The 15,222-nt window shown below is 67.0% G+C and carries 16 protein-coding genes and 4 tRNA genes; 8 read left to right on the forward strand and 12 right to left on the reverse strand.

From position 1 onward, the window contains the following. Positions 1–188: 188 nt before the first annotated feature. Positions 189–1,253, reverse strand: coding sequence for a glycosyltransferase family 4 protein (locus GD429_RS01235; protein WP_026044940.1), 1,065 nt, complete (start codon positions 1,251–1,253; stop codon positions 189–191). A gap of 564 nt (positions 1,254–1,817) precedes the next feature. Here GD429_RS01235 and GD429_RS01240 point away from each other — a divergent pair. Continuing rightward, positions 1,818–3,650: an ABC transporter ATP-binding protein gene (locus GD429_RS01240; protein ID WP_152855326.1), complete on the forward strand. Its 1,833-nt coding sequence runs from the start codon at positions 1,818–1,820 to the stop codon at positions 3,648–3,650. 123 nt (positions 3,651–3,773) lie between these two features. Here the strand turns inward: GD429_RS01240 and otsA are convergent, their stop codons facing one another. Both otsA and otsB read right to left on the reverse strand, forming a co-directional pair. Next, the gene (otsA, locus tag GD429_RS01245; RefSeq protein WP_152855327.1) at positions 3,774–5,153 is read right to left on the reverse strand and encodes an alpha,alpha-trehalose-phosphate synthase (UDP-forming); all 1,380 of its coding nucleotides are present in this window, start codon (positions 5,151–5,153) and stop codon (positions 3,774–3,776) included. Continuing rightward, on the reverse strand, positions 5,150–5,902 hold the full coding sequence (otsB, locus tag GD429_RS01250; protein ID WP_152855328.1) for a trehalose-phosphatase: 753 nt from the start codon (positions 5,900–5,902) through the stop codon (positions 5,150–5,152). Before otsB ends, otsA begins: the two co-directional genes overlap by 4 nt. Positions 5,903–6,184: 282 nt before the next feature. Here otsB and GD429_RS01260 point away from each other — a divergent pair, with 282 nt between their 5' ends. From GD429_RS01260 to GD429_RS01270, 3 genes are read left to right on the forward strand one after another with little or no spacing between them, the layout of a single operon-like run. After that, positions 6,185–6,820: an SCO family protein gene (locus GD429_RS01260; protein ID WP_152855330.1), complete on the forward strand. Its 636-nt coding sequence runs from the start codon at positions 6,185–6,187 to the stop codon at positions 6,818–6,820. A gap of 8 nt (positions 6,821–6,828) precedes the next feature. Continuing rightward, positions 6,829–7,275, forward strand: coding sequence for a copper chaperone PCu(A)C (locus GD429_RS01265; protein ID WP_152855331.1), 447 nt, complete (start codon positions 6,829–6,831; stop codon positions 7,273–7,275). A gap of 10 nt (positions 7,276–7,285) precedes the next feature. Beyond that, entirely contained in the window at positions 7,286–8,155 is an 870-nt protein-coding gene (locus GD429_RS01270) for a cytochrome c oxidase assembly protein (RefSeq protein ID WP_152855332.1), read from the forward strand. Between the two features lie 22 nt (positions 8,156–8,177). On the opposite strand, the gene GD429_RS01275 is transcribed toward GD429_RS01270, so the two are convergent. Then, positions 8,178–8,669, reverse strand: coding sequence for a GNAT family N-acetyltransferase (locus tag GD429_RS01275; protein WP_152855333.1), 492 nt, complete (start codon positions 8,667–8,669; stop codon positions 8,178–8,180). Between the two features lie 125 nt (positions 8,670–8,794). Beyond that, entirely contained in the window at positions 8,795–9,661 is an 867-nt protein-coding gene (locus GD429_RS01280; protein ID WP_152855334.1) for a pirin family protein, read from the reverse strand. Positions 9,662–9,770: 109 nt separating this feature from the next. On the opposite strand from GD429_RS01280, the gene GD429_RS01285 reads away from it, so the two are divergent. After that, complete coding sequence (locus GD429_RS01285; RefSeq protein WP_152855335.1) at positions 9,771–10,688, forward strand: LysR family transcriptional regulator; 918 nt, start codon at positions 9,771–9,773, stop codon at positions 10,686–10,688. Positions 10,689–10,790: 102 nt separating this feature from the next. Continuing rightward, on the forward strand, positions 10,791–11,294 hold the full coding sequence (locus GD429_RS01290; protein ID WP_152855336.1) for a GAF domain-containing protein: 504 nt from the start codon (positions 10,791–10,793) through the stop codon (positions 11,292–11,294). A 121-nt stretch (positions 11,295–11,415) separates the two neighbouring features. Here GD429_RS01290 and map read toward each other — a convergent pair whose 3' ends face one another. Further along, the gene (map, locus tag GD429_RS01295) at positions 11,416–12,222 is read right to left on the reverse strand and encodes a type I methionyl aminopeptidase (RefSeq protein WP_152855337.1); all 807 of its coding nucleotides are present in this window, start codon (positions 12,220–12,222) and stop codon (positions 11,416–11,418) included. Beyond that, on the reverse strand, positions 12,222–12,458 hold the full coding sequence (locus GD429_RS01300) for a ParD-like family protein (protein WP_034183118.1): 237 nt from the start codon (positions 12,456–12,458) through the stop codon (positions 12,222–12,224). The genes map and GD429_RS01300 overlap by 1 nt, the downstream gene beginning before the upstream one ends. Before the next feature lie 148 nt (positions 12,459–12,606). On the opposite strand from GD429_RS01300, the gene GD429_RS01305 reads away from it, so the two are divergent. Together GD429_RS01305 and GD429_RS01310 are read left to right on the forward strand one after the other, a co-directional pair. Beyond that, on the forward strand, positions 12,607–13,227 hold the full coding sequence (locus GD429_RS01305; protein ID WP_152855338.1) for a helix-turn-helix domain-containing protein: 621 nt from the start codon (positions 12,607–12,609) through the stop codon (positions 13,225–13,227). 70 nt (positions 13,228–13,297) lie between these two features. After that, positions 13,298–13,846, forward strand: a complete 549-nt coding sequence (locus GD429_RS01310; protein WP_152855339.1) for a GNAT family N-acetyltransferase — start codon at positions 13,298–13,300, stop codon at positions 13,844–13,846. An 89-nt stretch (positions 13,847–13,935) separates the two neighbouring features. Here GD429_RS01310 and GD429_RS01315 read toward each other — a convergent pair. From GD429_RS01315 to pgsA, 5 genes are all read right to left on the reverse strand, one after another. Further along, positions 13,936–14,009: transfer RNA gene (locus GD429_RS01315), tRNA-Cys, on the reverse strand. A gap of 102 nt (positions 14,010–14,111) precedes the next feature. Next, positions 14,112–14,187, reverse strand: a tRNA-Gly gene (locus tag GD429_RS01320). Between the two features lie 52 nt (positions 14,188–14,239). Next, a tRNA-Gly gene (locus tag GD429_RS01325) sits at positions 14,240–14,315 on the reverse strand. A gap of 53 nt (positions 14,316–14,368) precedes the next feature. Then, positions 14,369–14,444, reverse strand: a tRNA-Gly gene (locus GD429_RS01330). A gap of 142 nt (positions 14,445–14,586) precedes the next feature. Next, the gene (pgsA, locus tag GD429_RS01340; protein WP_034183114.1) at positions 14,587–15,174 is read right to left on the reverse strand and encodes a CDP-diacylglycerol--glycerol-3-phosphate 3-phosphatidyltransferase; all 588 of its coding nucleotides are present in this window, start codon (positions 15,172–15,174) and stop codon (positions 14,587–14,589) included. Between the last annotated feature and the right edge of the window lie 48 nt (positions 15,175–15,222).

Below are 15,222 nucleotides of genomic sequence, written 5' to 3' on the forward strand. Positions count from 1 at the left end.
CATTATAGGGACATTACCGTCTGGACAGACGGCCGGATGGCGTGGCCGGCCGCTTCATGGGCCGTTCGCGGCGTCGGGCGCGGCGAGAATACAACAGATCCGCGCCGCAGATGTGACAACGCCCCGCCGGGAACCCGGACGGGGCGTCGATGACGGCCGCACGCCGCGGCGCGGCGGCAGCCGGCGAATCAGCCTGCGTTGACTTCGCGGAGCACCGTGCGGCGCTTCTGGCGCAGCAGTTCCTCGTAGCCCTTCACGTAGTTCTGCGCCATCACCTTCGACGAGAAACGTGCTTCGAACGCGGCGCGGACCTTCTCGCGCGGCAGCGTATCGAGGCGCTTGAGCGCCGCGACGGCCGACAGTTCGTCTTCGACGACGAAACCCGAAACGCCGTTGTCGATCACTTCCGGCACCGAGCCGCGCTTGAACGCGATCACCGGCGTGCCGCAGGCCATCGCCTCGATCATCACCAGGCCAAAGGGCTCCGGCCAGTCGATCGGGAACAGCAGCGCGTGCGCGTTGCCGAGGAATTCGGTCTTTTCGGACTCGCTGATTTCGCCGATGTACTCGACGTGCGGCAGCGCGAACAGCGGCTTGATCTTCTCTTCGTAGTACGCGCGGTCGGCCTTGTCGAGCTTCGCGGCGATCTTGATCGGCAGGCCGGCCTGCTCGGCGATGCGGATCGCCGTGTCGACGCGCTTCTCCGGCGAGATGCGGCCGAGGAATGCGAGATAGCTCGGCTTCACGTTCGGGATCGGCGTCAGCAGGTTTTCCGGCAGGCCGTGATAAACGGTCGACAGCCAGTTCGCCTGCGGCAGCGGGATGCGCTGGTTGTCGGAGATCGACACGACCGGCACGTCGCTGAATGCGTTGAAGATCGGCTGCAGTTCCGGCAGGTCGAGACGGCCGTGCATCGTCGTCAGATGCGGGACCGGCTGGCGCGAGAACAGCGAGAACGGGTAGTAGTCGATGTGGCAGTGCAGGACATCGAACTCTTCCGCGCGGCGGCGCACCTGCTCGAGGAGCAGCATGTGCGGCGCCATCACGTCGCGGATCGTCGGATCGAGACGCAGCGCCTGCGGCCAGCACGCTTCGAGCTTCGCGGAGGTTTGCGAATCGCCGCTCGCGAAGAGCGTGACGTCATGCCCCATCTCGACAAGTGCTTCGGTGAGGTAGGACACCACTCGCTCGGTACCACCGTACAGCTTCGGGGGAACCGCTTCGTGCAACGGAGCGATTTGGGCGATTCGCATGCGTAACTCCTAAAAAATCGGCTAAAAACCAGGTATGGGTCGGCAACCTGCCGGCGGTCCGGGCTGGATGCATTACGTCCGAACATCGGACGAATCAGCCTGCCGGGGGCGTCGAACCCGCGCTGCTCAAGGAGCGTCGGCGACGCGACAGGCATAGAACGTTTGAAACGAAGACCCGTTGACAGGGGTTCGTAAAAAACCTGGAATCGAACCCGGAGCCGATTATCTAGGGTTAATCCCGATACGGCGCACAACATTTCAAACACTTTACTTTGTTACAAAGGCGCAACACTTTGCAACCCGCGGACTTGGGCGTCCGTTCTAGAGTGGAAGGCCCTTTTGGCGATCCTTGTCACCCGTGACTGCCGGCAGCGTGATTCCGGCACATGAGGCAGCACAGGATGCCGGATTTTATCTCAAAATCGATCGCGAACCCCTGGCCAAGGCAAGATTCGCGCAGCGCAAGGCACGGCCTTGTTTACAATGCCGGATTATTCAGTCCGGGCGACCGCCGGCATGCGATCCAGCCGCCACGCTCAATCACCGAATCACCGCACGCATATTTTGGAATCTCTCACCCCTGCCCAGCGCAACGCCCACAACGCGAAGCTGTCGAGCTACGCGCACCGGCCGATCGCGTTCCTGTTTCGCTACATTCGCCTCCATCCCGTCGCACACCTCATCGTGCTATGCAGCGTGGTGGCCGCCGTCGGCTGCGCGCTCGGCTCGCAATACGCGATCAAGCACCTGATCGACGTGCTGGCGACCGGGCGCCATCACCCGGGCCCGCTGTGGAGCGCGTTCGCGCTGCTCGTCGGGCTGATCGCGGCCGACAACCTGCTGTGGCGGGTCGGCGGCTGGGTCGCCGCGCACACGTTCGTCGCGGTCACCGGCGACCTGCGGCGCGACCTGTTCCAGTACCTGATCGGCCATTCGCCGACCTACTACTCGGAAAAACAGCCCGGCACGCTCGCGAGCCGCATCACGGCCACGTCGAACGCGGTCTACACGTCGGAGAACACGATGGCGTGGAACGTGCTGCCGCCGTGCATCGCGGTGATGGGCGCGATCCTGATGATCATCGTCGTCAATCCGATGATGGCCGCCGGCCTGCTCGGCTGCTCGGCCGTGCTGTCCGTCATCCTGTTCAAGCTCGCCGGGCGCGGCTCGGCCCGCCACCATGCGTTCGCGGCAAAGGCCGCGGCGGTCGACGGCGAGCTCGTCGACGTGATCGGCAACATGGGCCTCGTGCGTGCGTTCGGGATGACGCTGCGCGAGCAGAAGCGTTTCGGCGCGACGGTCAAGGCCGAGATGGACGCGCGCCAGCAGAGCCTGCTCTACCTCGAGAAGCTGCGCCTGCTGCACGCGGTGATCACCGCGATGCTGTCCGCCGGCCTGCTCGGCTGGGCACTGTGGCTGTGGGACCAGGGCCGCGCGACGTCGGGCGACATCGTGCTCGTCAGCTCGCTCGGCTTCACGATCCTGCACGGCACGCGCGATCTTGCAGTTGCGCTCGTCGACGTCACGCAGCACGTCGCACGGCTGTCCGAAGCCGTGAAGACGCTGCTCGAGCCGCACGGGATGCAGGACCGCTCCGACGCTCAGCCGCTGTCGGCCAAGGGCGGCCGCGTCGCCTTCGAGCGCGTGACGTTCGCGTATCCGCACCGCCGCGCGATCCTCGACCACTTCGATCTCCATATCGAACCGGGCCAGCGCGTCGGCCTGATCGGCAAGTCGGGCGCCGGCAAGTCGACCGTGCTCGCACTGCTGCAGCGCTTCTACGACACGCAGGACGGCGTCGTGAAGGTCGACGGCCAGGACGTGAAGGCGATCACGCAGGACAGCCTGCGCCACGCGATCGCGCTCGTGCCGCAGGACATCTCGCTGCTGCACCGGACGATCTACGACAACATCGCGTACGGCCGCCCCGACGCGACCCGCGACGAAGTGCTCGCCGCCGCGCGCGACGCACGCTGCGCGGAGTTCATCGAGGCGATGCCGGAAGGTTATGACACGATCGTCGGCGATCGCGGCGTCAAGCTGTCGGGTGGCCAGCGCCAGCGCATCGCGATTGCGCGCGCGATCCTGAAGGATGCGCCGATCCTGCTGCTCGACGAAGCGACGTCGGCGCTCGACAGTGCGTCCGAGGAAGCGATCCAGAGCGCGCTCGACCGCCTGATGGTCGGCCGCACGGTGATCGCGATCGCGCACCGCCTGTCGACGCTGCGCAACTTCGACCGGATCATCGTGATGAACAACGGCAAGGTGATCGACGACGGCAGCCCCGAAGTACTGCGCAATCGCCCCGGCCTGTATCGCGACCTGCTCGCGAAGCAGCACGGCCGCCATCACGCGGCACCCGACGGCAACACGCCGACCGGCGAACGCGTGGCCTGACGCGTCCGCGCGCAACCGATAAAAAAGCCGCAGTGCTTCACGCACTGCGGCTTTTTTCATTGCGCCGGGAACGGCCGGCCGGCATGGCGCGGAATGCGTCGCGCGATGCGCCGGACCTACCGGCTAGCCATGCTGCAGATCGCGCAGGAAGTTGTCGCGCCACACCGATACGTTGTTCTCGCGAAGCTGCGCGATCATGTCCGTATAACGCGCGCGCCGCTCGGCGAGCGGCATCGTCAGCGCCTGCGACAGCGCATCGGCCATCCCGTCGATATCGATCGGATTGACGATCAGTGCCCCGGTCAGCTCGCGCGCGGCGCCCGCGAAGCGCGACAGCACGAGCACGCCCGGATCGTCCGGATTCTGCGCGGACACGTACTCCTTCGCGACGAGGTTCATCCCGTCGCGCAGCGGCGTCACGAAACCCACGCGTGCGAGCCGGTACAGCGCGGCCAGCACCTGGCGGTCGTACTGGCGGTGAATGTAGAGGATCGGCGCCCAGTCGAGTTCCGCGTAGCGCCCGTTGATGCGCCCCGACTCCGCTTCGAGCTGCAGGCGGATGTCCTGGTACGCGCGCAGGTCCGCGCGCGTGGACGGTGCGATCTGCAGGAACGACACGCGGTTGCGGATCGACGCCTGGTGCTCGAGCAGCTTCTCGAACGCGCGGAACCGCTCGACGAGCCCCTTCGAATAATCGAGCCGGTCGACGCTCATGATCAGTTGCCGCCCGCGCAGCGACGTCGCGAGCGTGCGTACGGCCTTGCCGTGCTCGCCCGCCTGCGCGAGCGTCGCGATCTCGTCCGGATACACGCCGATCGGATAGGCGGCCGCGCGCAGCGTCTGGCCGAACGCGCGCACGCGCACCGTGTGGCCGTCGCGCTCGACCTCGCCGCCCGCCTCGAATTCGACGTAGTCGCAGAACGCGCGCAGGTCGGGCTCGGTCTGGAAACCGAGCAGGTCGAACGCGCACAGCGACTCGACGAGCTCGCGGTGCGGCGGCACGTTGACGAGCACCTGCGCGGCCGGAAACGGGATGTGCAGGAAGAAGCCGATGCGGTTCTTCACGCCGGCCTCGCGCAGCGCGCGTGCGAACGGGATCAGGTGATAGTCGTGCACCCAGATCACGTCGTCGTCCTGCAGCAGCGGCACGAGCTGCTGCGCAAGCCACACGTTGACGCGGCGATAGCCGTCGAATTCGTGGCGGTCGTACTGGATCAGGTCCGCGCGGTAATGGAACGCGGGCCACAGCGTCGCATTCGAGAAGCCGCGGTAGTACTGGTCGTAATCGCGGCGCGACAGGCCGACGGTCGCGAACGTCACGGGCCCGCGCTCCTCGATGCGGATCTGCGGCGCGCCGGATGCGACGACCTCGCCGCTCCAGCCGAACCACATGCCGCCCGTCTCCTTCAGCGCATCGTAGACGCCGATCGCAAGGCCGCCCGCCGCCGGTTCGCCTTCCGAAATCGGGGCGACGCGGTTTGAAACGATGATGAGCCGGCTCATGCGTGCGACTGCCCCGCTCCGAGCCAGCACGCGATCTGCTCGTGCAGCGCGTCGACCGAATCGAGCCGCATGCGGGCGGACGTCTCGCCCGCGCCGACCTTGATCGACAGGCCGCCGCGCGCGTTGACCACCGCGAAGCCCTTCTCGTCGGTCAGGTCGTCGCCCGCGAACAGCGGCATGCGGCCCGCGAACGGCGGCTCGTCGAGGAACGCGGCCAGCGCGCGCCCCTTGTCGACACCCTTCGGCTTGATCTCGAACACCATCTTGCCGGGCTGCAGCACGTACGCGTCCGCATATTCGGCGACGAGGCGCTCGGCCGCTTCGCGCGCAACCGCCTCGCGCTCGGGCGCGTTGCGGTAGTGCAGCGCGACGGCCGCGCCCTTGATTTCGAGCAGCATGCCCGAATGGCGGTCGACGACGGCCGCGAGCTCGCGCTCGATGCGCAGCAGACGTTCGTCGTTGAAGCCGACGCGCTGCGTGTCGCCGTTCGCATCGCGGCGCTCCGCGCCGTGCAAGCCGGCGATCGGCAGGCCGGGCATCTTCAGGAACGTGTCGAGGTTGTCGATGCCGCGCCCGGACACGACCGCGACCGCGCCGTGCGAGCGGCGGCGCAGCTCGTCGAGCAGCGTCAGCAGCGACGGCGGAACGTGAATGCTGTCGGGCGTCGGCGCCAGTTCGACGAGCGTGCCGTCGAAGTCGAAGAAGAACGCGGTATCGGTCAGGGACAGGGAAGCCGGAACGGATTGCATCGATTCGATAGTCTGAGGGTCGGCCGGCAAACGCAGGGCCGCCGCTGCGCGAATGGAATTGTGCGCATCTTACCGCGCCTGCGCATCGAGTTGGGCGAAACCGGCGTATCGCAAGCATCGCGCCGCCAGCCGCGTCAACTGCGGCATATTGCCCCGCTCGCCCGCGCCGTACGGGTTTCGAAAGGACGCGGGCGCGCGAATTGCGCTACAGTCGCAACCGCCTGCCGCGCGACGCATGGCGCCGCGCCGGCCGGCCACCATTCCGTCCGATCGAGCCCCAGGATGTCGTCTCCCCACCCCGCGCCGCACCGGCGCTTCTCCCGCATCATCCGCACGGCCGCGGCCCTCGCCGCCGCCGTGGCGCTAGCCGCGTGCACGCACGACGAGCCGCGCTGGAACCTGACCAACGTCAGCGGCCACCTGCCCGACCTGTCGTTCACGCTGACGGGCGGCGACGGCCGTCCCGTCGACGCCGATGCATTCCGCGGCCGCGTCGCGCTCGTCTACTTCGGCTACACGCACTGCCCCGATGTCTGCCCCGAAACGATGGCGCGGCTGATGGAAGTGCTCGCCAAGCTCGGCCCGCAGGCGAACGACGCGCGCATCCTGTTCGTTTCGGTCGATCCCGCGCGCGACACGCCGCAGGCGATGCAGTCGTATGTCGCCGCGTTCGACGCCGCGCATGCGCGCGGCCTGACCGGCACCGACCGCCAGATCGAATCGCTCGCAAAGCGCTATCGCGTTGCGTACCAGATGGAAAAACGCGATCCGTCCGGCGGCTACGAAGTCACGCACAGCTCGGCCGTCTACATCTTCGATGCGAGCGGCCGCGCGCGCCTGCTCGCGACCGACCGCGACTCGCCCGACGCCATCGCCGCCGATGTGCGCCGGATCATCGACACCGCCTCCACTACCTGAATTCCGACATGAAGACGAAGACGACCCTCAAGACGTTCGCCCTCCTCGCCGCGCTGTGCGCCGGCGCCCACGCGTATGCCGCCGGCACGATCACCGCGCAGAACGCGTGGGTGCGCTGGCTGCCGAACAAGCTGCCGGCCGGCGGCTACGTGACGCTCGTAAACATGGGCGACAAGCCGGTCGATCTCGTCGACGTCGACAGCCCCGACTATGGGATGGCGATGCTGCACCAGACCGTCTCGAACGGCTCGACGCAGAAGATGGAAATGGTCGACAAGCTGACGATCCCCGCGCGCGGCAAGGTCGACATCGCGCCTGGCGGCTATCACTTCATGCTCGAGGAGCCGAAGCATGCGATCAAGCCAGGCGATACCGTGCACCTGCGCCTGAAATTCTCCGACGGCGAAACGGTCGATGCGCCGTTCGCGGTGAAGTCGCCGGCCCAGGCGAAGTGATGCGCGCGCGATGAACCTCCTGTACTGGCTCGATCCGTGGGAACCGTCGCCGACCGTCGTCATCGCGGTGCTGACGGCCGCCGTGCTGTTCGCGCGCGGCGCGAAGAAGGCGAAGGTGTCGCCGCTGCGGCAGTTCTCGTTCTGGTTCGGGCTGACGGCGCTCTACATCGCGCTGCATACGCGGCTCGACTATTTCTTCGAGCACGAATTCTTCCTGCACCGCGCGCAGCACCTCGTGCTGCACCACCTCGGGCCGTTCTTCATCGCGCTGTCCTATCCGGGCGCGGCGATTCGCGCGGGCATCCCGTTTCGCTGGCGGCAGCGCTTCGTGCGCCCCGCGCTCGCGTGGGCGCCCGTGCGCGCGACGCTCGACGTGGTGTTCCATCCCGTCGTCGCGGTCGTGCTGTTCGTCGGGCTGATCTATTTCTGGCTGCTGTCGCCGATCCACTTCATCGCGATGCTCGACTGGCGTCTCTATCGCGTGATGAACTGGAGCATGGTGATCGACGGGCTGCTGTTCTGGTGGCTCGTCGTCGATCCGCGCCCCGCGCCGCCCGCGCGGTTGTCGCCCGGCCGCCGGATCCTGATCGTCGTCGCGGCGATCCCGCCGCAGATCGCGCTCGGCGCGCTGATCTTCTTCACGCCGCACGAGCTGTACCCGATCTACTCGATCTGCGGCCGCGCGTTCACGTGGCTGAGCCCGCTGCGCGACCAGCAGATCGGCGGCCTGCTGCTGTGGATTCCCGGCTCGATGATGAGCGTGATCGGCGCGCTGATCGCGCTGCGGCACTGGCTGCGGCTGTCCGCGCGCGGGCGCCTGATCGGCGAACGGGCCGTGCAGCGCGCGGACCAGCCGCCGGTGGCGCACGCCGCGCGCTGACTGCCGCGTGGCGCATGGCGCGTCACGCGCGTGCGCTGCTCATCCACACGTGCGGGATGCCGTCCTCGTCGTGCACATCCGAACTCGGCGTGAAGCCGAATGCCCCGTAAAAACGCTGCAAGTGGGCCTGCGCATGCAGGCTCACGGGCGTATCCGGCCACTGCGCGCGGATATGCTCGAGCGCGCGCGACAGCAGCCCGTTGCCGAGCCCTGCGCCGCGAAACGCGGCGGTCGTCAGCACGCGGCCGATGCGCACGTCGGTGTTCTGCGCATCGGGCAGCAGTACGCGCAGATAGCCGGCCAGGCGGCCGGCCGGATCGTACGCGGCCAGGTGCCATGCGGCCTGGTCCGCGTCGTCGATGTCGCGATACACGCAGTTCTGCTCGACCACGAACACCGCGCTGCGCGCTTCGAGAATCGAATAGATTTCGCGCGCCGTCAGCGCGTCGAAGGATTTCCAGCGCCAGTCGAGATCGGCGGTGCTCGGGGGTGCGGCGGGTGCGGATGCGTTCATGAGCGGTCCTGATTCGGGCGCGCCGGCCGGCGCGCGGCAACCGTCGATTATGCCTCGAAGCACACGCGACGCGCGACCGTCCGCCCGCGCGCAAAAAAAGCCCCGCATTGCGCGGGGCCTGTCCGTCACGCCGGCATCTTGCCGAAGCGGCCGCTGTTGAAATCCTCGATCGCGGTACGGATCTCCGCTTGCGAGTTCATCACGAACGGCCCGTAACCCACGACGGGCTCGTCGATCGGCTCGCCGCTCAGGATCAGCAGCTTCGCGTCGCCGTTCGCTTCGATCTCGACGTCGCGGCCGTCGCGACCCAACTGCACGAACTGCGCTTCGCGGGCGACCGTCTCGCCGTTCACCTGTACCGTGCCGCTCAGCACGACCACCGCGAGCGTGCGCCCTTCGGCGACCGGGAACCGCGCATGGCCGCCTGCCACGAGCCGCACGTCCCACACGTCGATCGGCGTGTGCGTGCGGGCCGGGCCGCGCCGCCCGTCGAGTTCGCCCGCGATGATCCGCGCACGCCCCGCGCCGTCCGGCAATTCGACCACGGGGATGTCCGCGTTCAGCAGCGTCTGGTAGCCGGGTGCGCCCATCTTGTCCGCGGCGGGCAGGTTCACCCACAGCTGCACCATCTCGAGCGGGCCGCCACGCTTCGTGAACGCCTCCGAGTGGAATTCCTCGTGCAGAATCCCGCTCGCGGCCGTCATCCACTGCACATCGCCCGGGCCGATCACGCCGCCCGCGCCGGTCGAGTCGCGGTGCGCGACCTCGCCGTCATAGACGATCGTCACCGTTTCGAACCCGCGATGCGGATGCTCGCCGACACCGCGCGGCGCCGAAGCCGGCTCGAACGTCGCAGGACCCGCGTAATCGAGCAGCAGGAACGGGCTCAGGTGCGCGCCGTGAGACTGGTAGCTGAACATCGAACGCACCGGGAAACCGTCGCCGACCCAATGGCCGCGCGGCGCACTGTACACACCCTGGATCTTCTTCATTGCCCTCTCCAAATTGCGGCGAAACACGTGTTTCGCATCCCGAGCATGAATATAGAGGTGGAACGATCGATCCGGTAGACTGCCAAAATCGCACTCAGCGTTCCATTTCATGAACGATAAAGAGCGGGATCTGAACGATCTCTACTACTTCGTGCAGGTCGTCGAGCATGGCGGCTTCGCGCCTGCCGGGCGCGCGCTGGACATGCCTAAATCGAAGCTGAGCCGCCGCGTCGCGCTGCTCGAGGCGCGGCTCGGGATGCGGCTGATCCAGCGCTCGACGCGCCGCTTCACGGTCACCGACGTCGGTCAGACCTATTACGCGCATTGCCGCGCGATGCTCGTCGAGGCCGATGCCGCCGACGAGGCGATCGCGCTGCTGCACGAGGAGCCGCGCGGCATCGTGCGCGTCAGTTGCCCGATCGTGCTGCTCGATTCGCTGGTCGGCGCGATGATCGCCGCGTTCATGGCCGAGTGCCCGCGCGTCGAGATTCATCTGGAAGCGACCAACCGGCGCGTCGACGTGGTCGGCGAAGGGATCGACGTCGCGATCCGCGTGCGCCCGCCGCCGCTCGAGGACAGCGATCTCGCGCTGCGCGTGCTGGCCGAGCGCGGCCAGTGCCTCGTCGCGAGCCCCGCGCTGCTGCGCGAACATGGTGTGCCGGCTGTCCCCGCCGATCTCGCACGCCTGCCGAGCCTCGACCACGGCGTGCCGCAGTCCGCGCACGTGTGGCGGCTGCGTGGGCCCGACGGCGCTCAGGCCGAGATCCATCACCAGCCGCGCTTCGTAACAGGCGGCATGCTCGCGCTGCGCGCGGCGGCCGTCGCGGGCGTCGGTGTCGTGCAGTTGCCGACGATGATGGTGCGCGACGAGGTCGCGCGCGGCGAACTGGCGACCGTGCTGCCGGACTGGGCGCCGCGCCGCGAGATCGTGCATGCGGTATTCGCGTCGCGGCGCGGGCTGCTGCCGGCGGTGCGGACGCTGCTCGATTTTCTGGCGGAGCGGTTCGCCGAACTCGAACCGGACTGAGCGCACGCATCACACGCAACCACGCGCTGCAGACCGCGCACGCGTGCCGTAGACTGCGGTACGCGCATCGCGCACTTTCACAACCCCTATCGCTTTCCCGCCATGTTCACGCTGTCCAACGACCCCGCCGCCTCCAAGGCCGATCAATACGCGACGCTCGTCGAGCAGGCGCGCGCGCTCGTCGAGTCCGAACGCGACCTGACCGCGAACGCGGCGAATTTCTCCGCGCTCGTCTACCACTCGCTCGACCGCCTCAACTGGGCCGGCTTCTACTTCTTCGACGGGGCCGAACTCGTGGTCGGGCCGTTTCAGGGCAAGCCCGCGTGCGTGCGAATCGCGCTCGGCAAGGGCGTGTGCGGCACGGCCGCGCAGACGCGCGAGACGCAGGTCGTGCGCGACGTGCATGACTTCCCCGGCCATATCGCGTGCGATGCGGCATCGGAATCGGAAATCGTCGTGCCGCTGGTGGCCGGCGACGGCACGCTGATCGGCGTGTGGGACGTCGACAGCCCGGTCGCCGCGCGCTTCGACGACGAGGACCGCAAAGGGATGGAAGCGCTGTGCCGCGTGTTCGTCGAACACGCATGGCAGAAGGCGCGCGGTTAAGCATCCCGCGGCCGGTCGCCGCGATCGCGCGTGAATCGCGCCGCGCGACCTCGAACGAAACGGGCCCGCGACGGGGCCCGATCAATTGCACCGCACCGCCGTGCGCGGCGCCTTGCTCGCGTCAGGCCGCGTGCGTGCCGGAAAGCGCCGCAAATGCCTGCGGCTTCGCATCGTCGGTCAGCACCTCGAAGCCCGTTTCCGTCACCACGACCATGTGCTCCCATTGCGCGGACAGCGAATGGTCCTTCGTGACGACCGTCCAGCCGTCCGGCAGCACGCGCGTGTCGCGCTTGCCCGCGTTGAGCATCGGCTCGATCGTGAAGATCATCCCCGGCCGCAGCGGCACACCGGTGCCCGGACGGCCGTAGTGAAGCACCTGCGGCTCGTCGTGATAGACGTCGCCGATACCGTGCCCGCAGTACTCGCGAACCACGCTGAACCCTTCGCGATGCGCGACCTGCTGGATCGCATAACCGACATCGCCCAGCGTCGCGCCCGGACGCACCGCGCGGATACCCGCATGCATCGCCTCATAGGTCGCCGCGACGAGGCGCCGCGCGAGCTCGCCCGGTTCGCCGACGAAATACATGCGGCTCGTATCGCCGTACCAGCCGTCCTTGATCACCGCGATGTCGAGGTTCACGATGTCGCCGTCGCGCATCGGCCGTGACGACGGAATGCCATGACAGACCACATGGTTGACCGACGCGCACAGGGTCTTCGGATAGCCGTGGTAGCCGATGTTCGCCGGTATCGCGCCAAGCACGTCGACGATGTATTCGCGGCAGCGCGCGTCCAGCTCGTCGGTGGAGACGCCCGGCTTCACATGCTCGGCGATCATCGTCAGCACCTGCGACGCGAGCTTCGCGGCCTCGCGCGACTTGGCGATTTCCGCATTGCCGCGGATCGGGATTTCGCGCTTCGCCATTACGCCACCTGCTCGATGCCGTGCGCGACCGGCTCCGCCGGCGCCACATCACCGCCCCGTGCTTCGGCCTCGATCAGCATCCGGCAAATGTCGCCATAGGACAGCGCCGGATTGAGTTCCGCCAGCATGCCGACGCGCAGCCAGTGTTCGGCCTGCGCGTTGATCGAACGGCTCAGCGCCGTGCTGGTCGAGCGCAGCCGTTCGTGCATGTGCTCGGAAATCTTGATGATACCCATATATCCCCAATTAAACGAAACGTAGTCGATTCGTATATTACGCTGCGCGCGACCGTCGGGCAAGCCGCGCGGATCCCGTCGAGCCATCGCCCGGCCACCGTGAATGTCGTTGACATCGAATTCCAGCTTGCTGGAAAATAAATCCACCATGCAAGAATCAGTAGCCATCCCTCCCGACGACACCGGCATCAACGAGCGCATCGCACGACGCGTGCGCGACCTGCGTACTACTCGAGGCTACACGCTCGATGCGCTGGCCGCGCGCTCCGGCGTCAGCCGTTCGATGATCTCGCTCATCGAACGCGCGTCGGCCAGCCCGACGGCCGTCGTGCTCGACAAGCTCGCGGCAGGTCTCGGCGTGTCGCTGGCCGGGCTGTTCGACGGCGACCGGGACGACACGCCCGCGCAGCCGCTGGCACGGCGCGCGCAGCAGGCCGAATGGCGCGATCCGGCGTCCGGCTATGTGCGGCGCAACCTGTCCCCGCCCGGCTGGCCGTCGCCGATCCAGCTCGTCGAGGTCGATTTCCCGCCCGGCGCGCGCGTCGCGTACGACAGCGGCGGACGCGAAAGCGCGCTGCATCAGCAGGTGTGGATCATCAGCGGCCGCGTCGACGTCACGTTCGGCGGCGAACTGCACGAACTTCACGAAGGCGACTGCCTGGCCATGCGACTCGATCAGCCGCTGATCTTCAGCAATCCGTCGTCGCATGCCGCGCGTTATGTCGTCGTGATCTGCGACGCGTCCGCGGCCGGCACGCGGAGCGCGTGATGCGCGCGCCGCCCCGTCATGCGATGCACGCGCCGTGTGCGCGACCCGTTCAATATCTACCGGAGCCGTTATGAATTCCCCGAAACAGCGCGACGACGTGCGCCTGATCGATTGCAGCGAGGCCGAACACGCAGCGGCCATCCTCGAGATCCTGAACGACGCGATCGCCAACTCGACCGCGCTGTACGACTACCGGCCGCGGCCGCCGGAAGCGATGGTCACGTGGTTTGCCACGAAGCGCGCGGGTGGTTTTCCCGTCGTCGGCGCGGTGGACGCGTCGGGCACGCTGCTCGGCTTCGCGAGCTGGGGCACGTTCCGCGCGTTCCCCGCGTACAAGTACACGGTGGAACACAGCGTCTACGTGCACCGCGACCAGCGCGGCCGCGGGCTCGGCGAGCTGCTGCTGCGCGAAGTGGTCCGGCGTGCGCGCGAAGCGCAGGTGCACGTGCTGGTCGGCTGCATCGATGCGACCAATGCCGGAAGCATCGCACTGCATACGAAACTGGGCTTCGTGCACTCGGGCACGATCACGGAAGCGGGATTCAAGTTCGGCCGCTGGCTCGATGCGGCGTTCTATCAGTTGAAGCTCGACACGCCGGCGCAGCCGGTGGATGGTTGATCGTCTGCACGCCGTTGCATGCGCAACGGCCGCGAAGCCATGCAGAAAAAGAAAAGCCCCGCCGAAGCGGGGCTTTTTCTCTTCCTACCTGGAGGCGCGAGCCGGAGTCGAACCGGCCTAAACGGCTTTGCAGGCCGCTGCATAACCGCTTTGCTATCGCGCCAAAAGCGGACTGTCCGGATGCCGTGAAGGCCAAGCGGCAGATTTTTTATTCGAGGACCGTAAGTCCATCAAATAAAAAGGGAAGCGTGGCTTCCCCATTACTTGGAGCGGGAGACGAGTCTCGAACTCGCGACCTCAACCTTGGCAAGGTTGCGCTCTACCAACTGAGCTACTCCCGCATTGTCCTGCATCTGCAGCGCTTTGCCGAACAACGCGCTGCCTGAAAAATCCTGGAGCGGGAGACGAGTCTCGAACTCGCGACCTCAACCTTGGCAAGGTTGCGCTCTACCAACTGAGCTACTCCCGCATTTGTCCTGCATCTGCAGCGCTTTGCCGACCAACACGCTGCCAGAAAAAATCTGGAGCGGGAGACGAGTCTCGAACTCGCGACCTCAACCTTGGCAAGGTTGCGCTCTACCAACTGAGCTACTCCCGCGTATTGCTGCGCTACTGCTTCCCTGCCGCACTTACTTCGCCGTGCAGCGGAGAAGCGAGATTATGTCGAAGGTACATTCGTGTGTCAAGGGCTTTTCCTGCCCTTTTTCCAAAAACCTGCGCCGACGAGTACGTGGCGCAGGTCACGCGCCGCCGCGTTCGCGAATCTGCGGCCACGCGAGCTTCATGTAGTACAGCATCGACCAGATCGTCAGCACCGCCGCGAGATACATCAGCCACTCGCCCCACACGCGCGTGTCGATCGTCGCGACGCCGAGCGGCAGCGGCCCGTAGAACAGCAGCATCGGGATCGCGACCATCTGGCACGCGGTCTTGAACTTGCCGAGCTGGTTCACCGCGACGCTCTTCGACGCGCCGATCTGCGCCATCCACTCGCGCAGCGCCGAGATCGCGATCTCGCGGCCGACGATCACGAGCGCGATTGCCGCGTCGACACGCGAAATCTGCACGAGGATCAGCAGCGCGGCCGTCACCATCAGCTTGTCCGCCACCGGATCGAGAAACGCGCCGAACGACGACGTCTGGTTCCACTTGCGTGCGAGAAACCCGTCGAACCAGTCGGTCAGCGCGGCGAGGATGAAGATCGCCGCCGCCGCGAGATTGCGGTGCGCGCCGCCCATCACCGTGTCCGGCAGATAGAACACGCCGACGACGAGCGGAATCAGCACGATCCGCACCCACGTCAGGAAAATCGGGAAATTGAACGGCATGGCATCCAGGACAGTAAAGGATTCGCAATTGTGCCGTGTCGACCGGCC

The sequence above is a fragment of the Burkholderia sp. BE17 genome, assembly GCF_009362305.1.
GTDB lineage: Bacteria > Pseudomonadota > Gammaproteobacteria > Burkholderiales > Burkholderiaceae > Burkholderia > Burkholderia pyrrocinia_C.